We start from the raw sequence: 19,753 nt of genomic DNA on the forward strand, positions 1-19,753 counted from the left end.
CTTAAGCCGCCAGCAGCTGCTTGCGGTCGACGCGCTCCTGCTGCGGCGAGCGGGCATAGAGCTCGCGGTAGCATTTGGAGAAATGCGAGGCGGAGACGAAGCCGCAGGCCACCGCCACTTCGACCACCGGCATCGACGACTGGATGAGCAGGTGCCTGGCGCGGTCGAGCCGGATCTCCAGATAGTAGCGGGCGGGGGAGCGGCCCATCTCGGTGCGGAACAGGCGCTCGATCTGCCGGCGGGAAAGATCGACATGGTCGGCGATTTCGATCAGCGACAGCGGCTCGGAGAGGTTGGCCTCCATCAGCTCGATGATGGTGAGCACCTTGGAATTCTGGACGCCGAGGCGGGCGCGCAGCGGCAGGCGCTGGCGGTCGGTCGGGCTGCGCACGCGGTCGGTCAGCACCTGCTCGCAGACGCGGTTGACGAGGCTCTCGTCGAAATCATCGCCGATCAGCTTCAGCATCATGTCGAGCGCGGCGGTGCCGCCGGCGCAGGTGTAGATGTTCTGGTCGACCTCGAATAGGTCGGCGAAGACATTGGCTTTCGGGAAGGCCTCGGAGAAGCCCGGAAGGTTCTCCCAATGGATGGCGCAGCGCTTGTTGGAGAGCAGGCCGGCGGCGGCCAAGATATGGGCGCCGGTGCACAGGCCGCCCACGGCGACGCCGCGATTATACTCCTCGCGCAGCCAGGCAAAGGCCGATTTGTTGTGGTAGCGCTCGACATTGATGCCGCTGCAGACGATCGCCATGTTCGGCCGGTCCGGCCCGGCCATCTTCCTGCGCTCCTCCTCGAGCGAGGTGTTGACGGCACATTCGACGCCGTTCGAGGCGCGAACCGGCTTGCCGTCGATGCTTGCCAGGCGCCAGCTATAGGCCTCATAGCCGAGCATCCGGTTGGCCGAGCGCAGCGGATCGAGCGCTGTCGCGAAAGCGATCATGGTGAAATCGGGAATGAGGAAGAATACAAACGATCTCTTGATCGGGTGCTTTACGGCATTCACGGTGAAACCTCACGCAGCCATGACGCGAACAGGATGTCGCGAACAGCATAGCGACAACAGGAAAAACCATTCCTGTCAATCGGGTAGGCGGCTAAGTGAAGATTAAATTTGCGACACGGGTCGCAAATGGGCAATAGGTGCAACCGCAGGGCGTCACTGCGCGGGCGGCAACTTCCGGGCCCAAATGAAAACGCCGCCTCGGCAAGCCGGGCGGCGTTGAATTCAGCTTATCGGTGCTGGATTGTCTCAGGCAACAAAGCCGAGACGGGCAGCGGCCACGGCGCCGGTCTGGCCGGGCATGGTCTTGGCAAGGCGCTGACGCTCGAGAGCGGTCGTCAGGTTCATTTCGCGGCGTGCGAAAAGGCGGGCAAAGAGCTTCATCATCATCTCCATTTGGTTGCTCAGACGGGTCGCCTTCGCTTGATGGAGTGGGGCAGCTCGTTTTTGCTGGCGCTGATATAGGCTCGCTTCGGCAAAAACTAAATCGCAAAAACGAAGCGCTTGATATGAAAAGCGACACGATTTGCGACATTTTTGGGCAGTGTGCCCATAATTTCCTATTGTTTACAGCGCTTTAGCCGATCCGTTAACCCGCTATGCGAGTGGTTCATATGCGTCATGCAGCGGCGGCATGGCTGGAAAAGTCGTTTGAGTGCAAACAAAAAAGGCCTAAACAAACAAAAAGGCCCGCCGAGCTGACGCGGCAGGCCTTCAGAACTCCATACACACGTGATTACTTTGCTCCGGCCCAGCTTCCGACACCGTGGCGCAGGCCGGTCTTGACGTCGGCCGCTTCCGGCCAGCCGATATCCTTCTGCAGTTCGATCGGCAGCGCATGGATGGCGCGTTCGGTCTGGTAGCGGGCGCGGGCCGCGCTGAATTCGGTCGCAAGCCGACCGATGGACGACAGGATAGACATTTCTTTCTCCTCTATGCGGGCAGGGAGGCGCCCGTCACTGCGTTAAGTCAGGTCTGTTTCAGCTTCATTTCATGTCGATTGCAGGACTGTGTCAGGGTCGTTTCATGGCTGTTTTTGGCAGCATCCTGCATCGATCGAGTTGACTATGCGCCTGGAGTGATGTTCAATCAAACGAAATGGAATGATGGATTGCATCAGAAAAATTGAAGGCACGCTCCCATGAATGCCCCGCTCAATCATCCCTTGCCGCTGCTTGACCTCGATGTGCTGCGCACCTTCGTGGCGATCGCGGAGACCGGCTCATTCACCACCGCCGCCAACGCGGTGTTCCGCACGCCGTCGGCCGTGTCCATGCAGATCAAGAAGCTGGAGGATATCCTCGGCCGTTCCGTCTTCGCGCGCGACGCGCGTTCGGTGACGCTGACCACGGATGGCGAGATGCTGCTCGGCTATGCGCGCCGGCTGCTGTCGATCAACCGCGAGGTGGTGTCGAAGTTCATCATCCCCGACATTGTCGGCGTGGTACGGCTTGGGTCCCCCGACGACTATGGCGAGCGCGTGCTGCCGCATGTGCTGAAGCGCTTCGCGCAGTCGCATCCCTCGATCGCCGTCGATGTGACCATCGACCAGAGCATCAATCTGCGCCGGCGTATGGACGACCGCGCGCTCGACATCACGCTGCTGACCAATTCCTACAAGACCAGCGCGATCGGCGCCGAGGTTCTGCTAACCGAACCGATCGTGTGGGCCGGCGCCAAGGGCGGCTGCGCGCATCTGCGCGAACCCTTGCCGGTGTCGCTGTGGGAGGAGGGCTGCGCCTGGCGGGCCGGGGCGCTGGAAGCGCTCGGCCGCGAAGGCCGCAATTACCGCATCGCCTATATGAGCGCCCACACGGCCGGCCAGCGCGCCGCTATCATGGCCGACCTCGCGGTGGCGCCGCTGCCGAAGTCCTTCCTCGGCGATGAGATGGTCTCGCTGGGCGCCAAGGACGGCATGCCGGAGATCGGCACCTACAATCTCGCCATGGTGGTGGCGCCCGACGCCAGCGCGCCGGTGAAGGCTGTTGCCGACCATATCCGCGCGACGTTCGAATTGTTCCGCGAAACCGGCAAGTTCTGACGAGCCTTGTCGTGAGCCGTGCCTCAGTTCTCGACGATCTCATCGCGTTCAGAAAGCCGCTCAATCTTCTGACCGAAATGATGGGCGACGTGGGTTGGTCCGAGACGCCAGTGGCTGTCCTGACGGCGGATATATCGTGAGCGTTCTCCAACGGTTTCGGTCGGGAGCACTCACCGCGGCCGATGTGGAAGGTTGGGCGGATCTGATCGAATGCAGGGAGGACATCGACTATCAGTCAGATCGCTATGAGGAAATATTGCAAGCGATCTACGTGTTGGCCAATCCGGTCTTGAATGGGTTGCCTGATGAAGCTTCGACCGACCAGGTGATCGGCTCGCTCTTGCGCTGACCAGTGGTTTTGCCGCTGCTCAGAAATGCGACGATGCTGTCGCGCGCGCGGCGAGCCTCGGGCATCTCGATCAGCGGCCACACATGGAACATACCTTCCTCATAGACCACGTCCACCTCGACGCCGGCAGCCCGCGCCCTTTCGGCGAAGATGAGATTATCTGGTGTCAGCATGTCGCGTGAACCGGTCAGCAGCAGCGTCTTCGGCAGCACGGATAAGTCGCCGTAAAGCGGGCTGATGTGCCAGTCTTTGCGGTCGAAACCGGCGCTGTAGAGCCGCACCGCTTCCAGCCCCCCCGGAATACCCAGCCACGGATCCTGCCGCTCGGCCTCGAAGACTTCAGGATTTGCAAGCGAAACGTCGAGGCCGGGCGAAATCAGCACGTGATGCGACGGCGAGGGCAGGCCCTCCTCGGCCGCCATCATGGTGAGCACGACCGCCATGTTGCCGCCGGCGGAATCGCCCATGAAGACGATGTCCTCGGCGTCGGTCTCTTCAAGCATGCGCCGGTAGACGTCGCCGACCATGCCGAACATGTCGTGGAAATCGTGCTCGGGCGCGATGGGGTAGATCGGCACGGTGATGCCGAAACCGAGACGCTCGGCCATCTCGGCGATCATCCGCCAGTGGTAGGACGTGATCTGAAAGACATAGGCGCCGCCATGCATGTAAAGGATGCGCCGGCGCTCGCCCGCCTTCGGCGCGATCTCATAGACGGGAAAGCCGCCGATCTCGGTCTCGGTGATGTCCAGCCGCGCCTTCAGCAAGGCCGGCGGGTGATAGTCCTCGGTCTTGCGGGCGTAGGCGATCCAGCGCTGCAGGTTCTCGGGACTGGAAAAGGCTTTCTTGCGGCTGTGCCGCAGAACGAACGAAACGAGATGGCTTTTCAAACTGGGCATGCGGATACACGGATCTCGGCAGAGCCGACTAAGAGAATTCCCCCGCTCCGCGAAGATCGTACCGCAGTTAAAAATGTCAAGGATTCACGCTGGCACATCGGCGTGATCCGATGGCACCAGTTCCTTGTTTGCGCAATTCTGGACGAACTACGGCAAGCCGCCGAGCTCAATCGCTGCGCGCTTTTCCTGGATTTGCCTGGCGCCGCCTCGGCAGCAGCGCGGCGCGCAGTTTGTTGTCGCCGGTCGCCAGGGCCGCCTTGCGACCCCGGCGCTTGCCAAGCAGCTTGCATTTGTCGGCGAAGGTCATCAGCGCGGCGTGCCCAGAAGCAGCTTGTGCAGTGCTGCCTGCGGGTCGCTCGGCGGCGAGGCCGGCCAGCCGATATCCTTCTGGACATGCGCCGGCAGATCGTTGAGCGCGCGGATCGCTTTGTTCCTGGCATGAGCCTGCCTGACGGTGACACCGAAGCGGCTGAGATTTCCGAACATCGACATTTTCATCTCCCTTGAAGAGCAACGGCGGCCGAAATTGTCGCTGCCGCCATGCGATGGCCGCTAAATGCGTCATGCATGTATCGGGTCGATTTCGCGAGAACAGGGTTTCGGTTTCGGGATCGCGCGGATCCGGAAACATTCGCATGCAAATGAATTAGGCCGATCGGCATGCCGAGTCCGGTCCGAATAGCTGCCATGGGCGGTTGACGGGGGCGAGTGGCTGCATAGTTAGTGTGCAATGCGGCGTGGGGTAAGTGCACCGCAGCATGATGCGAGATGGGTCAGGGCATCGTGACAAGCATACATAGCATCCAATATCTGCGCGGCCTCGCCGCATGCGCGGTGGTTTGCTTCCATGTCAGCGAGCAGTTCGGCGGTCCGTTCGATGTAGGAGCAGCCGGCGTCGACGTTTTCTTCGTCATCAGCGGCTTCATCATGTGGGTGACGACGGCGGGCAGGCCGGCCAATCCCTGGCGCTTCATGGGGCGCCGTATAACCCGCATCGTGCCTCTCTACTGGATCGTCACGCTCTTGACCGCGGCGGGGATCCTGCTCAAGCCGCAGTTCTTCTACGGCCATTTCCTCAGTGTGGCGAATTTCGCCGGCTCGCTGTTCTTCCTGCCGGTCCTGCAGGACGATGCGCTGCATCCCATCGTCATACAGGGTTGGACGCTTTGCTATGAGATGATGTTCTATCTCGTCTTCACGCTCGTCCTGTTTCTGGGCGAGCGCTGGCGGTTCGGCGTTCTCGTGGGCGCACTTGTCGCCATCGTCGCGCTGCATTTCGTCCTTCCCGAGGGATATGCGCATGCCTTCACCGATCCTGTCGTGATCGAGTTCGCGGCCGGCGTCGTCGCGGGGCGCTTGTGGCTTCACGGTACCAGGCTGCCGCTCGGGGCGGGGCTGGCGATGTCTGGCGCGGGATTCTTTCTGCTTGCGGCCGGCCAGCCGTTCGATGCCGATTTGCCTCGCGCCTTGCTCTGGGGGCTTCCGGCCGCATTGATCGTGGCGGGCGCGGTCTTTGCCGAGCGGGCGCGGCCGTTCAAGCCGGCTGCCTTGCCCACTTTTCTCGGCGACGCGTCCTATTCGATCTATCTGTGGCACGTCGCGGTTGGCGTGCTGGCGACGGGCGTCGTCCTGAGGATCGGAATTCCCGCGGCTTTGCAGCCGGCGACGATCCTGGTCGCCACGCTTGCATTCTCGGCGATGCTTTATCTGACTGTCGAAAAGCCGTTGATCGGGCTGCTGCACCCGCAAGGTCCCAAGGGCGCCGCCAAGGCAAGCAACGCCGCGGCCGCAGGGGCCGCGGCAAGGCCGGCTAAAGCCTTGTTCTAATCGCGGCCGCGGCGTGCCGCGCGCTCCTCGCGCGAACGCCGGCGCGGGGTGGCGTCGCCGGCGGTGCCGTCCTCGCTCATTGCCTTGCGCGGCGGCAGCTTCACCGCTGCAGCCAGCTTCGGGAACGGGTCGACCTTGTTTGGCAGCGCCATGGCGTAGACGAAGTGTTCCTGGAACTTGGGCTCCAGCGCTGTCTCGATCTTCTCGATCCTGCTCACGGTTTCCTCGATCTCGCGCCGGTAGCCACGATTGAGCAGCGCCATGCGTGCGCCGGCGCCCGCGGCATTGCCGACGGCCGAGACCTTGTCGAGATCGCAATCCGGGATCAGGCCGAGCACCATGGCGTATTTCGGATCGATGAAGGAGCCGAAGGCGCCGGCGAAATGGATGCGGTCGACATGATCGGTATGCTGCTTTTCCATCAACAGTTTGGTGCCGGCGTAGAGCGCTGCCTTGGCAAGCTGGATGGCGCGCACGTCGTTCTGGGTGATGGTGATCTTCGGCTCGCCTTCCTTCAGCACGTAGGAAAAGGTGCGGCCGTTGGGCACGATGCGCGGCGAGCGCATGCTTAGCGATCCATCGACGACGCCGTCCTCGGAGATGATGCCCGACAGATACATCTCGGCGATCACTTCGATGATGCCGGAGCCGCAAATGCCGGTGACGCCCGTCGCCTGCACGCTTTCGGCGAAGCCCGGCTGATCCGACCACAGTTCCGAACCGATGACGCGGTAACGCGGCTCCAACGTGTCGGGATCGATGCGCACGCGCTCGATGGCGCCTGGCGCGGCGCGCTGGCCGCCGGAGATTTCCGCGCCCTCGAAGGCCGGACCGGTGGGCGAGGAGGCCGCGACGACCCGCGTGGAGTTGCCGAGCACGATCTCGGCGTTGGTGCCGACGTCGACGATCAGCATCATCTCGTCCTGCCGGTGCGGACCTTCCGACAAGGTAACGGCGGCGGCATCGGCGCCGACATGGCCGGCGATGCAAGGCAGCATGTAGAGGCGGGCGCCCTGGTTGAGCTTGAGACCGATATCGGAGGCCTTGATGCGCACCGCCCCGGAGACGGCGAGCGCGAAGGGCGCGCCGCCGAGCTCGGTCGGATCGATGCCGAGGAACAAATGATGCATGATCGGATTGCCGACGAAGACGGAATCCAGGATGTCGGCGCGGTGGACACTGCCTTCCGCGCAGACCTTGTCGACCAAGCTGGAAATGGCCTCGCGCACGGCCACCGTCATGCCTTCGCGGCCGTCCGGATTCATCATCACATAGGAGACGCGGCTCATCAGATCCTCGCCGAAGCGGATCTGCGGATTGGACGTGCCGGAGGATGCGGCGACGCGGCCCGACAGCAGCGACACCAAATGCATGGCGATGGTGGTCGAGCCGATATCACAAGCGAGGCCATAGGCTTCGTTCTTGAGGCCGGGCCACAGCGCGATGACGCGCGCGACGTCGCTGTCGGCATCCTTGTGGATGGCGGCCGTCGCGGTCCAGTTGCCCTTGCGCAGGATTCCCTGCACCTGCGGCAGCAGATAGAAGTCGAATTCGAGATTCTTGAGGCCCCAGTCCTTCATCAGGGCGATCTTGAGCCGGTCGAGATCGCCAAGCGGCTTGTGCATGTCGGGCTCTTCGATCTCGACATAGCACATGCGGATCGCCGTATCGCGGGCGATCACCCTGGTGTCGGCGTCCTTGCGGATTGTCTGGGCGTTGATGACCGTGTCCTGCGGCACGTCGATGACGAGATCGCCGAGAATCTGGGCGGAGCAGGAGAGGCGACGCCGCTCGGGCAGGCCGCGGACGCGCTCGTAGCGTTCCTCCTTGGCGCCCTTGGGCGAAATGTGGTCGTTGGACGAGACGATCTTGTGCTTGGCGAAATTGCCTTCCTGCACCTCGATCTGGCAGCGCCCGCAGGTGGCGCGGCCCCCGCACACGCTTTCGACATAGACGCCGAGCTGGCGCGCGGCATCGAGCACCGGCGTTCCGACCGGGAACCGGCCGCGCTTGCCCGATGGCATGAACAGCACGAGCGGATCGGTGATGTTGGGCGGAGGGTTCATGCTGGCACGTGTCTCGATGGCAATTGCCGATGCCGTTTAACGGATCGTTTTACTGTTGGGTGGAGAGTCTGCTGGTCCAGGGGCCAACCATGTCGGATCTGCTGCTCTCCGCCGTCCTCACCGCCTTCACCATGGTGCGCGTGATCAAGGGCTCTTGGCTGCGCAACCCGCAATACCTTGCCGCCGGAATTCTCGGCGCGGTCGTCGGCGCGCTGCTGCTGCACGCCTACTGGCCAGCCTATGATGATGATTTCATCGTCGGCGGCGTCACGGGCATTTTCGGATCGTGGACGGGCATGGCGCTGTTCGACGCCATAGTGGGTATGGCCTGAACGCAAAGCAGAGCTGTCCGACCGCATCGGCAGCACGGTCGGATAGATGATGTTTGCAGGAGAATTCATCGGTTTGCCGTTCAGCCGCCCGTACTGTCGATTGTCAATTTGAAATAGGCGGTAAGCGCAGCAAAAGCTAATATATTGAACGTAAGGAAAAATCTGGGGAAATTTCTTGCATATGCCACATGCCGGGGAAGTGTCTTATTTATTCTAACGGCCCATCCGACGAACAATAAGAAAAGCAGGACGTCAGCGTAGACAATATAAGGCCCTAACCGCAGCACGCCAGCAGAAAACAAGTCAAAATGCTGCTTGTCAGGGAAGATGAAGAATCGCGTTGCGCAAAAAATGGCAATGCCCGGGACCGATAGGATTCCAAGCAGACCAAGCTGGACCTTGCCTACGGAGATCGGCTGTTTTCCCATTTCTTGATCAGGTTTCTTCATCTTTGGAGGCAAAGCTCCTTGCTTATCCCCTGGCCATGCGGGCTTCACGGCCGCCGCGGCGGCGGCCGCCGGCGGCAGCGCCGTCACCAGGAGCGGTGACCGCGACCGGAGCGGCAACGGCATGGCCACCTTCGGCCGGCTTGTAATCCTTGTAGGTGCGGATCCAGTTGGTGCAGTTCTCGTCGGTGCCGTTCAGCACATTGGCGCCGCGCACGGCTTCCATTTCCTGCGGACGGACCGGGTTCATGATTGCCGAGGTCATGCCGGCGCCGATCACCATCGGGATGAAGGCGGCGTTGATGCCGTGGCGGTGCGGCAGGCCGAAGGAAATGTTGGAGAGGCCGCAAGTGGTGTTGACCTTGAGCTCCTCACGCAGGCGGCGCAGCAGCGCGAACACCTGGCGCCCAGCATCGCCCAGCGCGCCGATCGGCATCACCAGCGGGTCGACGACGACGTCATGCGCCGGGATGCCGAAGTCGGCGCAGCGCTCGACGATCTTCTTGGCGACGGCAAAGCGGACGTCCGGGTCCATCGAGATGCCGGTCTCGTCGTTGGAGATGGCGACGACCGGGACGTTGTATTTCTTGACCAGCGGCAGGATGGCCTCGAGCTTTTCTTCCTCGCCGGTGACGGAGTTGACCAGCGGGCGGCCCTTGGCAACCTTCAGCGCGGCCTCGATGGCGGCGGTGACCGAAGAGTCGATCGACAGCGGCAGATCGACTAGGCCTTGCACGATCTCGAGCGTCTGCACCAGAAGCGCCGGCTCGGTGGCGTTGGGGTCGACGGCGGTGACGCCGGCATTGACGTCGAGCATGGTGGCGCCGCAGGCGGCCTGCTCCAGCGCGTCCTTGATGACGGTTTCGAAATTGCCGGCCACCATCTCGGCGGCGAGCTTCTTGCGGCCGGTCGGGTTGATGCGTTCGCCGATTACGCAGAAGGGCTGATCGAAGCCGATGACGATTTCTCGGGTCGCTGAGGCGACGATGGTGCGGGTCATGCGATCTCTCCGTCGGGATATAAAGAGTTCTTTATATCGTTATCTGATTTTGTTCAAGCGGATGGTGCCGACCACGTCTCAATGCGCGGTCTTCACCATGTCCACCTGGGTTTCGGTAAGCTCGTCGTGCAGTATGTGGTCGAGACGCTCGGCGACGATCTGGTCGTCGCGGCGGATTTCGCGTTGCCAGGGCTGGCGGCCTTTCAGCACGCCGGATTCATCGACGATCTCGGCGACATATTCCTCCTGGCGGTAGGCCATCACATGGATGCCGGCGACACCTGGGATTTCCTTCACCTCGTTGATGATGTCGATGCAGAGCTGCTTGCCTTCCTTCTTCTGATCCTGCGCGCCTTCCAGCCGCTTGAGCACCGCGTCGGGGATGTGGATGCCCGGCACGTTGGAGCGGATCCACTTCGCCGTCTTGGCGGAAGCCAGCGGACCGACACCGCAAAGCAGGAAAAGCTTTTCGGTGTGGCCGAGGTCGCGGGCCTTCTGCATGAAGGTTTTGAACATGGGCACGTCAAAGCAGTACTGCGTCTGCGCGAACTGCGCCCCGGCGGCGATCTTCTTGCCGAGATGGATCGGGCGGAAGTCGTAAGGCGGCGCGAAGGGATTGACCGCGCAGCCGAGGAAGACCTGCGGCGGCGTCGTCAGCTTGCGGCCGGACAGGAACTTGCCATTGTCGCGCATGATGCGGATGGTTTCGAGCAGCGACATGGAATCGAGGTCGAAGACAGGCTTGGCGCCGGGCTGGTCGCCGGCCTGCACGCCGTCGCCGGTGAGGCAGAGCATGTTGGCGACGCCCATCGCGGCGCCGCCCAGCACGTCGCCCTGAATGGCAATGCGGTTCTTGTCGCGGCAGGCGATCTGCATGATCGGCGCATAGCCCATGCGGGTGAGCAACGCGCAGATGCCGACCGAAGACATGTGGCAGTTGGCGCCGGAAGCGTCGACCGCGTTGATGGCGTCGACCCAGCCGTCGAAGATCTTGGCGCGGTTGTAGACGTCTTCCGGATCGGCGCTGTCTGGCGGGTTGAGCTCGGTGGTCACGGCGAACTCGCCGCGGCGCAGCACGCGCTCCAGCCGGCCGCGCGAGGTGTGGCCGGGCAGGGGATCGAGCGGCAGGTGGATGCCGGCCGGATTCTCGTCGCGCTGGCGGACGGTCATGCGGAGGCTCCGGGCTTGGGCGTGTTCTGAGCAGCCTCGCGGGTGGAGGCAGCTTGCGCAGTAACGCGCAGCCAGGCCGAGGTTTCGCGCAGCGACTGGTCGACCGGCTTCTGCACGTCGAGGATCTTGTCGCCATGCACCATGTTGCGCGAGCCTTCCCAGGCCTTGACCCAGACGCAGGGCATGTCCGGCTCGACCTCGCAATTGCCGTTGGCGCGCACGCCGCCGCACGGGCCGTTGCGCAACTGCTTGGGGCAGTTCATCGGGCAGGACATGCCGGTCGACGACAGCACGCACTGGCCGCACATGCGACAGTCGAACATGAAGCCCTTGACGCGCTTCTCGACGAATTTCACCGGGGCCTCGACGCGGCTGTAGCCGATACCCTTCCACAAAGGATGCAGGAGCAGGAAGGCGTCGGCGAACCGACCGTAGAACCATTCGAGCAGTCGCGAGTGCCGGATGGACCAAAGCCGCACGGCGAAGGTCCGCTGGACGCGGCGCTGCGGCGACACGTCGGCCGGCTTGTAGTCGGATTTCGGCGCTGCCTTCTTGACCAATGTGGCCTGGGTAACCGTCGGCTGCTTGTCAGACATTTTCTTTCCCGCCAGCCTTGACCAGAGCGACCAGCCGCTCGCGGTCATATTTCGCGTCGAGTTCCTGGAAAGCCTTCTCGACCTCGGCCTCGATGTCATCGCCGACAGGGATCGGGTCGGCCTTGCGCCATTCCGCCAGATAGTCGTCGGTGCCGCCGGCGCCGGTGCGCATGGCGCACATGTCGATCGCCTCGGTGAAGCGCAGCGGCAGCTCGCGCTTGGCGTTCTGCCGGCCCTTCCTGACGATGACCTGGGCAGGAATGTCGCGCCAATAGACGACGATCAGATCGGCCATAAAACTCTTGCTCCTTGATGCTGCGAGCATTGCCGCAAGCGCCATGAGGCCGCTTGTTATGGGACGACGCGCGCGCCTTCAAAAGCGACGCTGGCGATGGCGCAAAGCGAATGCTGGAATCCGTTACCTGCCGATCACCAGACGCGCTTGGTCAGGCCGGTCCAGAGATAGAACCAGATCGTCGGGTGATACCACTGCTTCGACGGCAGGTCGGGATCGATCGTTTCCAGTCTGCCAGCCAATGCGTTGCCGACCGCTTCGACACAGATATCGCGCGAAAAGGCGGCCTGGCGCAGCGCATAGCTGGCGATTGTGTCGCCCATCTTGGGCTTGCCGCGCGCCTGCTTCAGCACGCCGCCGGTGTCGACGCCGGCGTCGACCAGGTGAACGGTCGTGCCGAAGTTCTGCGCGTCGCCGGAGGCCAGCGCCCAGTAGCCGCCATTCATGCCGCGATATTTTGGCGCGATGCCGGCGTGATAGTTGAGCACCGGGCAGGGCATCTCCCTGAGCGTGTCTTTCGACAGCAGCCTGCACCCGGCCAGCAGGACGACGCCTGGTTCGATGCGCGTGATTTCCTTCAGGCATTCCGGCCCGTTGGCCGACGGCACATGGATGATCGCCTGGCCTTGCCGCGGCTCGGTCGCGAGCTTCTCCTCGGCGATCAGCCGCTCGGCGTGGTCGGCAAGGAAGCGCTTACCGAGCCTGGTCAGCACCATGGTGCCGAACTGGCCGATGGCCGAGATCCAGCCCTGGCGCCGCGCGCGGCCCATGAGCAGGCGCTTTTTGGATTCGGGCGCTTCGAGGATGACGCTGACGGGGCCGACCCGATCGGCAATCGCATTGACGATGGCCCAGATATGCGGGCCACCTTCGGTGACGACCACGATCGGTCGCGTACTCGATTCCGACGCTGCCATGGCAAGCACCCGCTCTGAAGACCGGCGGATGCTATTCGGCGCGGGTTAATCCTTGGTGTGCCGAAGGCTTTCAGTCAGGCGTCAGGCCCGGCTCAGCGCTTGAACTCCATGATGTCGAGTTTCGATTCGTAATAGGGCGCGGGGAATTCGATCCGCCATTCTGTGGCGCTGTTGCGGAAGGCGTAGCCGACCTGGTCGCTCTCGGGGCCGCTGCCATAAGGCTTGGCCTTGTCGTCATTGACCGAGAACGAGCCGAGATAGATGGCGCGCTTCTCATTGTCGTCGAAGAAGCGGCCAGTCGTGCGCTGCGAGCCGCTGATCTTCGCAAGCCGCCAGCCCGAGCCGTCGTCTGTCACCTTGCACTTGAACCAGCCATAGATGACGAGCGGGCTGATACCGCCTGCCTTGATGGTGCGGCACTTCCAGTTGCCGGTGAGATCCTTGTCGGAGAAGGCGACGAGCGGCTTGGCGAGCAGTTCATCCAGTTGCTTGACCTCGGCCGGATCGCCGGCCTTGGCCTCGTCGAGGGCCGCCTTGCGCGTCTCGCCGTACTTGTCCAGCCGCGCCTTGTCGGCGGCGGTAATCAGCTTCTGCACCTCGCCATCGGCATGAGCGGGCAAAGTGAGGACGATGAGGCCGAGGGCAGCGAAAAGCAGGCGAGGGGTCATGAAATCCGTTTCCTCAATCAATGGCTGGAACAAAGTTCTTTCTGTCACTGGCGCACAACTTACCGGTTCGCGATCGTCTGTCATCCGTGCTTAACAGCGTGGGCTCGGAAAAATGGTGTTCGATCGATGCGGATCTTGCTGACGGGATCGTCCGGCTGGCTGGGTAGCGAGCTTGAACCAAGGCTCAGGGCGCTCGGCCATGACGTCATCGGCCTCGATCCGGTTGCCTCGGCGCGCACGCAAGTCGTCGGCTCGATCGCGGATCGCGATCTTGTCCTGAGAACCGTCCGCGAGCACAGCACCGAGGCCATCATTCACAGCGGCGCGCTGCACAAGCCGAACATCGAGCATTATGAGAACAGCGCCTTCGTCGCGACGAATGTGCAGGGCACGCTCAACCTGCTCGACGCAGCGGTTGCCTGCGGCGTGCAGCGCTTCGTCTTCACCTCGACGACGTCGCTGATGATCTCGCAGGCGATCCGCGCCGGCTTCCAGGGCGGCGCGCGCCAGGCGGCCTGGCTGACGGAGGAGATGTCGCCGGAGCCGCGCAACATCTATGGCGTGACGAAGCTTTCGGCCGAGCATCTGTGCCGTCTTTACAACCTTCAGCATGGATTGCCGGTGGTGGTGCTGCGCACGGCACGCTTCTTTCCCGAAGCGGACGATATGGCGCATCCGATCGAGCAATCGGATGCCAACACCAAGGCCAACGAATTGCTGTTCCGCAGGCTGACGGTGGAGGATGCGGCGGAAGCTCATGTCGCGGCATTGAAGAAGGCGCCGGAACTCGGCTTCGACGTCTTTATCGTCTCGGCGCCGACGCCGTTCAGGCCGCAGGATTGCGCGGAACTGATCGCCGATGCGCCATCCGTCGTGGCGCGCTATTTTCCCGACTATCCGCGGCTCTATGCCAAAAGGGATTGGACGATGTTCTCCTCGATCGACCGCGTCTATGATCCGTCGCAGGCGAGGGAGCGACTGGGCTTCGTCTGCAAGACCAGCTTCGCCGATGTGCTTGCGGCGCTGGAAGCGGAGGCGTGAAGCCCCCTCAGGCGCGAACCGCCACCCGCGCAAGTTCGCTCGTTAGATCACCGTAGCCGGTCGGTCGGCGCTCATAGGTAAGCCCGAGCATAATTGCGGCTTTCTCGGCGACCTTGTCGAGCTCCGGATCGTCGGTCTGGGCGAGATAGATGAGCTTCTCGTAATTGCCGAAATAATCCTTGATCAGCTCGGGATGCCGGTCGAGGCCGAGCGGCCTGATGAAGAAGGCCTCGAACTGGCGACAGAGGAAGTCGGTCATGTAAAACGACATCATGTCGCCATCGGCCACCTTCGCATAGGCGTCCATGCCCTGGTAGAAGGCAAAGCAGTGCGGCCCGGCCATGCGCTCGACGCCGTGTTTCTCGATGACACGGTCGAGCAGGCCGCCGGTGCCGCAGTCGGCATAGCCGACGAAGATGTGATCGTAACCTTCGGCCTTGGCCTTCTCGATCGCCTTATCCATCGCCGGCGCGATGCGGTCCGGATAGAAATGGAACTCGGCCGGCAGGCAGGTCAGTTCGAGATGGTCGAGCTTTAGCTGTTGCTTGACGGCCAAAACTTCGCGCGCAATCATTCCGCAGGCGATGACGAGCAGCCTGTCTGTTTGATTCGGTTCCGTTTTTTGCGTCTTGACCAAGTCGGGCCGGCTTTCGCTGGGGCTTAATATTTGTCGAGGGAGACACCGTCCATGAAACTGCTACGCGTCGCGCCGATCGCCATCCTGGCCTGCGCGCTTGCACTCACCGCCTGCGCCAACACCATCCGGGGCGTCGGCAAGGACGTCAAATCGACGGCAAGGGCGGTCAAAGACACTGTCAACTGATCTTCTCCCATCATCTGGGAACAAAAAAGCCGCGCTGCAAGGCGCGGCTTTTTTGATCCATCCTGATGCCTTGGGTCAGGCGGAAGCGCGAACGTTGTGCTTGCGCTTCATGAAATCCTTGGCGGTCTCGACGGCCACCGCCGCGTCGCGGCAATAGGCATCGGCGCCGACGGCCTTGCCGAATTCCTCGTTGAGCGGCGCGCCGCCGACCAGCACGACGTAATCGTCGCGGATGCCCTTTTCCTTCATCGTGTCGATGACGACCTTCATATAGGGCATGGTGGTGGTGAGCAGCGCCGACATGCCGATGATGTCGGGCTGGTGCTGTTCGATCGCATCCAGGTACTTCTCGACCGCGTTGTTGATGCCGAGGTCGATGACGTCGAAGCCGGCGCCTTCCATCATCATGCCGACGAGGTTCTTGCCGATGTCGTGGATGTCGCCCTTGACGGTGCCGATCACCATCTTGCCCTGCTTCGGCGCGCCGGTGGCGGCAAGCAGCGGACGCAGGATCGCCATGCCGGCCTTCATGGCGTTGGCCGAGAGCAGCACTTCCGGCACGAACAGGATGCCATCGCGAAAATCCTCGCCGACGATGCGCATGCCTTCGACGAGCGCTTCGGTCAGCACCTTGTAGGGCGCCCAATTGCGCTCGAGAAGGATATGCGTGCCTTCCTCGATTTCTTCCTTCAGCCCGTCATAGAGGTCGTCGTGCATCTGCTGCACAAGCTCCTCGTCGGAAAGCTCGGAAAGGATGATCTCGTCGTCGGACATTTTTCTCGGGCTCCTTGCTGCTCGGAATGACTGCGGCAGCCTAAAAATCGATGCGCCAATACCTAACCCGCGAGGGCAAGCTAGCCATAGCTGATTTGCGACTTCCCGCAAAAGGAAAGCGACTGAAAAGTTGGCGCTTTTCTTGTCGATTTTGCGACAGGCGTTGGCGCTGGCTGGCCGTTTCCAATAGGGTGCATGGCTACGATCCGGCAAGAAGCGGCGACGATGAGCCGCCCCAGCCAATTCAGGCCAAGTTATAGGAAGAACGATCATGAGCGATAACGCGGCAGTCGAGCAGGAAGCGTCGGGCGGACGGCGCGGACGCGGCGCCAGCGGCGGCGCGGCGGCACGCCGTGCTGCCCGTTCGGGCGGCGGCCCAGGCACCCAGCTCACCTACATCAAGCGCAAGATCAACGTCTACGAGGTCCTCAACGAGGAGGGCCTGGCGCTGATCGAGAAGAACACCGACACGGTGCTGGAAGAGATCGGCATCATCTTTCGCGACGACGCCGAGGCGCTGGCGCTGTGGAAAGAAGCGGGCGCCGACGTCAAGGGCGAGCGCGTGCACTTCCCCAGGGGGCTCTGCCGCTCGCTCTTGAAAACCGCGCCTTCGATCTACACCCAGCATGCGCGCAACCCGGAGCGTTCGGTGCAGATCGGCGGCAATGCGACCGTGTTCGCGCCGGTCTACGGCCCGCCCTTCGTGCGCGACCTGGACGGCAACCGCCGCTACGCGACGATCGAGGATTTCCAGAATTTCGTGAAGCTCGCCTATATGGCGCCGTCGATCCACCATTCGGGCGGCACGGTCTGCGAGCCGGTCGATGTGCCGGTCAACAAGCGCCATCTCGATATGGTCTACAGCCACATCCGCTATTCGGATAAGCCGTTCATGGGGTCGGTGACGGCGCCGGAGCGGGCCGAGGACACGGTGGCGATGGCCAAGCTGGTGTTCGGCGACGACTTCGTCGAGAACAACACGGTGCTGACCAGCCTGATCAACGCCAACTCGCCGATGGTATTCGACGAGACCATGCTCGGCGCCCTGAAAGTCTATTCGCGCCATAACCAGGCCTGCATCGTCACGCCCTTCATCCTGGCCGGCGCGATGAGCCCGGTGACGGTTGCCGGCACGCTGACGCAGGTGCTGGCAGAAGTGCTCGCTGGCGCCTCGTTCACGCAGCTGATCAAGCCCGGCGCGCCGGTGCTGTTCGGCACCTTCGCCTCGTCGATCTCGATGCAGTCGGGCGCGCCGACCTTCGGCACGCCGGAGCCGTCGCTCGTCTCCTATGGAGCGGCCCAGCTCGCGCGGCGGCTCGGCCTGCCGTTCCGTACCGGCGGTTCGCTCTGCGCCTCGAAGATCCCGGATGCGCAGGCGGCCTATGAGAGCGCCAACACGCTCAACTCGACCATCCTCGCCGGCACCAATTTCGTGCTGCATTCGGCCGGTTGGCTGGAGGGCGGTCTCGCCTCCTGCTACGAGAAATTCATGATGGACATCGACCAGCTCGGCATGCAGCAGAAGTTTGCCGAGGGCGTCGATCTGTCGGAAAACGGCCAGGCGATGGATGCCATCCGCCAGGTCGGCCCGGGCAGCCATTATCTCGGCTGCGACCATACCCAGGCGAACTTCCAGACGGCCTTCTACCGCTCCAACATCGCTGACAACAATTCCTACGAGCAGTGGCTGGCCGAGGGCGAGAAGACCGCGCCGCAGCGCGCCAACGAGCTCGCCCGCCGCTGGCTGGAAAGCTACGAAGCGCCCCATCTCGATCCGGCAATCGATGAGGCACTCAAGGATTTCATCGCCAAGAAGAAGGGCTCGATGCCCGACGCCTTCACTTGAAAGGAGCCCGAGTCAGGCCGGGCTAAAGTGGCCGACATCATCCACAAGGAAGTCTGGCGGAGCGCTTTCTCCGAACCGGACCGGAAGCGATGATTTTTGCGCGCGGCCCGGTCGAGGAGATTGCGGCCGCGCTCGCGGCCCATGGCCTGATCCTTCGCGGCGGCTTCAGCTTTGGCGACGATGAGACGGCGCCGGCCGTAGGGTCTGCTGCGCTGGCCAGATCCGTCCTGCTGGTCGGGCAAGCGGGCGCGGCGCCTTGGCCGCATTTCCAGCGCTGGCTGGGGCAGCAGGCGAGGGACATTGCCAATCCGCTCGACAGCTGGTCGCGCGAGGTGATCGGCGCGGTGGCGAAGGAATTCGGCGCCCGCGCGGTGTCGCCTTCGGATCGGCCCTATCTGCCGTTCCAGCAATGGGCGATGCGGGCTGAGGGGCTGAAGCCGTCGCCGCTCGGCGTTCTGATGCATCCAACCTACGGGCTATGGCATGCCTATCGCGGGGCGCTGCTGTTCGAGGACGAGATTTCTCTCGCCCAAGCTCACAAAGCGATTCACCTTTGCGACGCATGTGTCGAAAAACCCTGCCTGAAATCCTGTCCGGTAGACGCCTATTCGGTGGATGGCTTTGCGCACCAGGCGTGCCTGGCGCATGTGCGTGGCACGCATGGCGCGCCCTGCCGCGCCGGCGGCTGCCTTGACCGCAACGCCTGTCCCTATGGCGCTGAGTATCGCTATCCGGCTGACGTGCAGGCTTTCCATATGGCGGCGTTCGCCGGGGTGTAGGCACTCTTCTGATCCGCACGGAAACTTGACCACCATTGAGATGTCGTGGCTTGCCCTGACGGGCGACGCGGATATCTATCGCGTGGCAACAAGCGGAGCGCGCAATGACGAAGCAGGACGTCGAGATCAAAACCCAGGACGGTACGGCGAAAGCACGGCTATTTCGTCCAGCCGCGCCGGCCAAGGCCGGAATCATTTTCTACATGGATATTTTCGGTCCGCGTCCGGTGCTCGACCAGATGGAGCGCATCGCCGGGCTTGGCTACGCCGTGCTGGTGCCTGATCTCTTTTACCGCAATGCGCCCTATGGTCCGTTCGATCCCAAAACCGCCTTTGCCGAGGAAAAGAGCAAGGCCGCGCTCTCTGCGTTGAGCGGCGGCACGACGCAGGGCATGACCATCCGCGACGGCGAGGCTTTCCTCGACGGGCTCGCGGCCGAAGGGGTTGAGGGGCCGATCGGCGTCGTCGGCTATTGCATGGGCGGCGCGCGGGCGCTCAACGCGGCCGCGGCCTATCCCGACCGCATTGCTGCCGCGGCAAGCTTCCACGGCGGCAACCTGGCCAGCGACGCGCCCGACAGCCCGCACCGCAGGGCGGCCTCGATCGAGGCTCGCGTCTATGTCGGCGTCGCCGGCATCGACCGCAGCTTCCCGCCGGAGCAGTCGGCGCGGCTGGCGGAGGCGTTGAGGGTGGCCGAGGTTGACCATGTGATTGAGAACTATGTCGGCGTCGGCCATGGCTGGTGCGTGCCGGATCATAGCGTCTATGACGAAGCGGGCGCCGAACGTCACTGGAAGCGGCTGACGACGTTTTTTAACGAGACGCTGAGTTAGGTTTCTTTTGCAAATTGCCGGAAGGGCACCTCGTAGTGCGAACCTTCGACG

The 19,753-nt window shown here is 62.9% G+C and carries 24 protein-coding genes; 8 read left to right on the forward strand and 16 right to left on the reverse strand.

Features of this window, described 5'->3' with window-relative positions; translation table 11 throughout:
* Window position 1 precedes the first annotated feature (1 nt).
* The 3 genes from EN852_RS07115 to EN852_RS07125 form a co-directional block, all read right to left on the reverse strand.
* Entirely contained in the window at window positions 2-940 is a 939-nt protein-coding gene (locus tag EN852_RS07115; RefSeq protein WP_348643424.1) for a GlxA family transcriptional regulator, read from the reverse strand.
* 309 nt (window positions 941-1,249) lie between these two features.
* On the reverse strand, window positions 1,250-1,384 hold the full coding sequence (locus EN852_RS43135; RefSeq protein ID WP_108702985.1) for a hypothetical protein: 135 nt from the start codon (window positions 1,382-1,384) through the stop codon (window positions 1,250-1,252).
* A 352-nt stretch (window positions 1,385-1,736) separates the two neighbouring features.
* The gene (locus EN852_RS07125) at window positions 1,737-1,922 is read right to left on the reverse strand and encodes a hypothetical protein (RefSeq protein WP_042645026.1); all 186 of its coding nucleotides are present in this window, start codon (window positions 1,920-1,922) and stop codon (window positions 1,737-1,739) included.
* 219 nt (window positions 1,923-2,141) lie between these two features.
* On the opposite strand from EN852_RS07125, the gene EN852_RS07130 reads away from it, so the two are divergent.
* The gene (locus EN852_RS07130; RefSeq protein ID WP_040981895.1) at window positions 2,142-3,041 is read left to right on the forward strand and encodes a LysR substrate-binding domain-containing protein; all 900 of its coding nucleotides are present in this window, start codon (window positions 2,142-2,144) and stop codon (window positions 3,039-3,041) included.
* Window positions 3,042-3,308: 267 nt separating this feature from the next.
* On the opposite strand, the gene EN852_RS07135 is transcribed toward EN852_RS07130, so the two are convergent.
* The 3 genes from EN852_RS07135 to EN852_RS07140 all read right to left on the reverse strand — a co-directional run bounded on the left by EN852_RS07135 (window position 3,309) and on the right by EN852_RS07140 (window position 4,781).
* On the reverse strand, window positions 3,309-4,289 hold the full coding sequence (locus tag EN852_RS07135; RefSeq protein WP_127874243.1) for an alpha/beta hydrolase: 981 nt from the start codon (window positions 4,287-4,289) through the stop codon (window positions 3,309-3,311).
* Between the two features lie 166 nt (window positions 4,290-4,455).
* Window positions 4,456-4,596: a hypothetical protein gene (locus tag EN852_RS40765; protein ID WP_189545766.1), complete on the reverse strand. Its 141-nt coding sequence runs from the start codon at window positions 4,594-4,596 to the stop codon at window positions 4,456-4,458.
* Window positions 4,596-4,781: a hypothetical protein gene (locus EN852_RS07140; protein ID WP_127874242.1), complete on the reverse strand. Its 186-nt coding sequence runs from the start codon at window positions 4,779-4,781 to the stop codon at window positions 4,596-4,598. Before EN852_RS07140 ends, EN852_RS40765 begins: the two co-directional genes overlap by 1 nt.
* Before the next feature lie 276 nt (window positions 4,782-5,057).
* Here EN852_RS07140 and EN852_RS07145 point away from each other — a divergent pair, with 276 nt between their 5' ends.
* Entirely contained in the window at window positions 5,058-6,116 is a 1,059-nt protein-coding gene (locus tag EN852_RS07145; protein WP_127874241.1) for an acyltransferase, read from the forward strand.
* Here EN852_RS07145 and EN852_RS07150 read toward each other — a convergent pair.
* Window positions 6,113-8,182, reverse strand: coding sequence for an ASKHA domain-containing protein (locus tag EN852_RS07150; protein WP_127874240.1), 2,070 nt, complete (start codon window positions 8,180-8,182; stop codon window positions 6,113-6,115). The genes EN852_RS07145 and EN852_RS07150 overlap by 4 nt on opposite strands.
* 89 nt (window positions 8,183-8,271) lie before the next feature.
* Here EN852_RS07150 and EN852_RS07155 point away from each other — a divergent pair, with 89 nt between their 5' ends.
* Window positions 8,272-8,514 carry a hypothetical protein gene (locus EN852_RS07155; protein WP_246694203.1) on the forward strand — a complete coding sequence of 81 codons (243 nt, stop codon included), beginning with the start codon at window positions 8,272-8,274 and terminating at the stop codon, window positions 8,512-8,514.
* Between the two features lie 80 nt (window positions 8,515-8,594).
* On the opposite strand, the gene EN852_RS07160 is transcribed toward EN852_RS07155, so the two are convergent.
* The 7 genes from EN852_RS07160 to EN852_RS07190 form a co-directional block, all read right to left on the reverse strand.
* Entirely contained in the window at window positions 8,595-8,963 is a 369-nt protein-coding gene (locus tag EN852_RS07160; protein ID WP_127874239.1) for a hypothetical protein, read from the reverse strand.
* A 22-nt stretch (window positions 8,964-8,985) separates the two neighbouring features.
* On the reverse strand, window positions 8,986-9,960 hold the full coding sequence (locus EN852_RS07165; RefSeq protein WP_095815463.1) for a methyltetrahydrofolate cobalamin methyltransferase: 975 nt from the start codon (window positions 9,958-9,960) through the stop codon (window positions 8,986-8,988).
* Between the two features lie 78 nt (window positions 9,961-10,038).
* Entirely contained in the window at window positions 10,039-11,130 is a 1,092-nt protein-coding gene (locus tag EN852_RS07170) for a methylenetetrahydrofolate reductase (protein WP_127874238.1), read from the reverse strand.
* On the reverse strand, window positions 11,127-11,726 hold the full coding sequence (locus EN852_RS07175; protein ID WP_127874237.1) for a methylenetetrahydrofolate reductase C-terminal domain-containing protein: 600 nt from the start codon (window positions 11,724-11,726) through the stop codon (window positions 11,127-11,129). The genes EN852_RS07170 and EN852_RS07175 overlap by 4 nt, the downstream gene beginning before the upstream one ends.
* On the reverse strand, window positions 11,719-12,021 hold the full coding sequence (locus EN852_RS07180) for a virulence factor (protein WP_127874236.1): 303 nt from the start codon (window positions 12,019-12,021) through the stop codon (window positions 11,719-11,721). Before EN852_RS07180 ends, EN852_RS07175 begins: the two co-directional genes overlap by 8 nt.
* A 134-nt stretch (window positions 12,022-12,155) precedes the next feature.
* Entirely contained in the window at window positions 12,156-12,938 is a 783-nt protein-coding gene (locus EN852_RS07185; protein WP_127874235.1) for a formyl transferase, read from the reverse strand.
* 92 nt (window positions 12,939-13,030) lie between these two features.
* On the reverse strand, window positions 13,031-13,606 hold the full coding sequence (locus tag EN852_RS07190) for a DUF4893 domain-containing protein (RefSeq protein ID WP_127863413.1): 576 nt from the start codon (window positions 13,604-13,606) through the stop codon (window positions 13,031-13,033).
* Between the two features lie 126 nt (window positions 13,607-13,732).
* On the opposite strand from EN852_RS07190, the gene EN852_RS07195 reads away from it, so the two are divergent.
* The gene (locus EN852_RS07195; protein WP_127874234.1) at window positions 13,733-14,647 is read left to right on the forward strand and encodes an NAD(P)-dependent oxidoreductase; all 915 of its coding nucleotides are present in this window, start codon (window positions 13,733-13,735) and stop codon (window positions 14,645-14,647) included.
* Between the two features lie 7 nt (window positions 14,648-14,654).
* On the opposite strand, the gene EN852_RS07200 is transcribed toward EN852_RS07195, so the two are convergent.
* Window positions 14,655-15,284: a DUF1638 domain-containing protein gene (locus tag EN852_RS07200; RefSeq protein WP_127874233.1), complete on the reverse strand. Its 630-nt coding sequence runs from the start codon at window positions 15,282-15,284 to the stop codon at window positions 14,655-14,657.
* Between the two features lie 51 nt (window positions 15,285-15,335).
* On the opposite strand from EN852_RS07200, the gene EN852_RS07205 reads away from it, so the two are divergent.
* Window positions 15,336-15,470, forward strand: a complete 135-nt coding sequence (locus EN852_RS07205) for an entericidin A/B family lipoprotein (RefSeq protein ID WP_042645015.1) — start codon at window positions 15,336-15,338, stop codon at window positions 15,468-15,470.
* 75 nt (window positions 15,471-15,545) lie between these two features.
* Here the strand turns inward: EN852_RS07205 and EN852_RS07210 are convergent, their stop codons facing one another.
* A complete protein-coding gene (locus EN852_RS07210; protein ID WP_126099636.1) occupies window positions 15,546-16,244 on the reverse strand; it encodes a B12-binding domain-containing protein in 699 nt (232 codons plus the stop codon).
* A 271-nt stretch (window positions 16,245-16,515) separates the two neighbouring features.
* Here EN852_RS07210 and EN852_RS07215 point away from each other — a divergent pair, with 271 nt between their 5' ends.
* The 3 genes from EN852_RS07215 (at window position 16,516) to EN852_RS07225 (ending at window position 19,702) form a co-directional block, all read left to right on the forward strand.
* Complete coding sequence (locus EN852_RS07215; protein ID WP_127874232.1) at window positions 16,516-18,090, forward strand: trimethylamine methyltransferase family protein; 1,575 nt, start codon at window positions 16,516-16,518, stop codon at window positions 18,088-18,090.
* Window positions 18,091-18,179: 89 nt separating this feature from the next.
* Window positions 18,180-18,869: a 4Fe-4S dicluster domain-containing protein gene (locus EN852_RS07220; protein ID WP_127874231.1), complete on the forward strand. Its 690-nt coding sequence runs from the start codon at window positions 18,180-18,182 to the stop codon at window positions 18,867-18,869.
* A gap of 104 nt (window positions 18,870-18,973) precedes the next feature.
* Window positions 18,974-19,702: a dienelactone hydrolase family protein gene (locus EN852_RS07225; RefSeq protein ID WP_127874230.1), complete on the forward strand. Its 729-nt coding sequence runs from the start codon at window positions 18,974-18,976 to the stop codon at window positions 19,700-19,702.
* Window positions 19,703-19,753: the final 51 nt, after the last annotated feature.

The sequence above is a fragment of the Mesorhizobium sp. M2E.F.Ca.ET.209.01.1.1 genome (genome assembly GCF_004010375.2).
In the GTDB taxonomy this organism is placed as follows: domain Bacteria; phylum Pseudomonadota; class Alphaproteobacteria; order Rhizobiales; family Rhizobiaceae; genus Mesorhizobium.

Bases quoted from the DNA above. Each gene is read 5' to 3' on its own strand.
- EN852_RS07115 (WP_348643424.1), bottom strand. From the start codon at position 940: ATGATCGCTTTCGCGACAGCGCTCGATCCGCTGCGCTCGGCCAACCGG.
- EN852_RS43135 (WP_108702985.1), bottom strand. From the start codon at position 1,384: ATGAAGCTCTTTGCCCGCCTTTTCGCACGCCGCGAAATGAACCTGACG.
- EN852_RS07125 (WP_042645026.1), bottom strand. From the start codon at position 1,922: ATGTCTATCCTGTCGTCCATCGGTCGGCTTGCGACCGAATTCAGCGCG.
- EN852_RS07130 (WP_040981895.1), top strand. From the start codon at position 2,142: ATGAATGCCCCGCTCAATCATCCCTTGCCGCTGCTTGACCTCGATGTG.
- EN852_RS07135 (WP_127874243.1), bottom strand. From the start codon at position 4,289: ATGCCCAGTTTGAAAAGCCATCTCGTTTCGTTCGTTCTGCGGCACAGC.
- EN852_RS40765 (WP_189545766.1), bottom strand. From the start codon at position 4,596: ATGACCTTCGCCGACAAATGCAAGCTGCTTGGCAAGCGCCGGGGTCGC.
- EN852_RS07140 (WP_127874242.1), bottom strand. From the start codon at position 4,781: ATGTCGATGTTCGGAAATCTCAGCCGCTTCGGTGTCACCGTCAGGCAG.
- EN852_RS07145 (WP_127874241.1), top strand. From the start codon at position 5,058: ATGGGTCAGGGCATCGTGACAAGCATACATAGCATCCAATATCTGCGC.
- EN852_RS07150 (WP_127874240.1), bottom strand. From the start codon at position 8,182: ATGAACCCTCCGCCCAACATCACCGATCCGCTCGTGCTGTTCATGCCA.
- EN852_RS07155 (WP_246694203.1), top strand. From the start codon at position 8,272: ATGTCGGATCTGCTGCTCTCCGCCGTCCTCACCGCCTTCACCATGGTG.
- EN852_RS07160 (WP_127874239.1), bottom strand. From the start codon at position 8,963: ATGAAGAAACCTGATCAAGAAATGGGAAAACAGCCGATCTCCGTAGGC.
- EN852_RS07165 (WP_095815463.1), bottom strand. From the start codon at position 9,960: ATGACCCGCACCATCGTCGCCTCAGCGACCCGAGAAATCGTCATCGGC.
- EN852_RS07170 (WP_127874238.1), bottom strand. From the start codon at position 11,130: ATGACCGTCCGCCAGCGCGACGAGAATCCGGCCGGCATCCACCTGCCG.
- EN852_RS07175 (WP_127874237.1), bottom strand. From the start codon at position 11,726: ATGTCTGACAAGCAGCCGACGGTTACCCAGGCCACATTGGTCAAGAAG.
- EN852_RS07180 (WP_127874236.1), bottom strand. From the start codon at position 12,021: ATGGCCGATCTGATCGTCGTCTATTGGCGCGACATTCCTGCCCAGGTC.
- EN852_RS07185 (WP_127874235.1), bottom strand. From the start codon at position 12,938: ATGGCAGCGTCGGAATCGAGTACGCGACCGATCGTGGTCGTCACCGAA.
- EN852_RS07190 (WP_127863413.1), bottom strand. From the start codon at position 13,606: ATGACCCCTCGCCTGCTTTTCGCTGCCCTCGGCCTCATCGTCCTCACT.
- EN852_RS07195 (WP_127874234.1), top strand. From the start codon at position 13,733: ATGCGGATCTTGCTGACGGGATCGTCCGGCTGGCTGGGTAGCGAGCTT.
- EN852_RS07205 (WP_042645015.1), top strand. From the start codon at position 15,336: ATGAAACTGCTACGCGTCGCGCCGATCGCCATCCTGGCCTGCGCGCTT.
- EN852_RS07210 (WP_126099636.1), bottom strand. From the start codon at position 16,244: ATGTCCGACGACGAGATCATCCTTTCCGAGCTTTCCGACGAGGAGCTT.
- EN852_RS07215 (WP_127874232.1), top strand. From the start codon at position 16,516: ATGAGCGATAACGCGGCAGTCGAGCAGGAAGCGTCGGGCGGACGGCGC.
- EN852_RS07220 (WP_127874231.1), top strand. From the start codon at position 18,180: ATGATTTTTGCGCGCGGCCCGGTCGAGGAGATTGCGGCCGCGCTCGCG.
- EN852_RS07225 (WP_127874230.1), top strand. From the start codon at position 18,974: ATGACGAAGCAGGACGTCGAGATCAAAACCCAGGACGGTACGGCGAAA.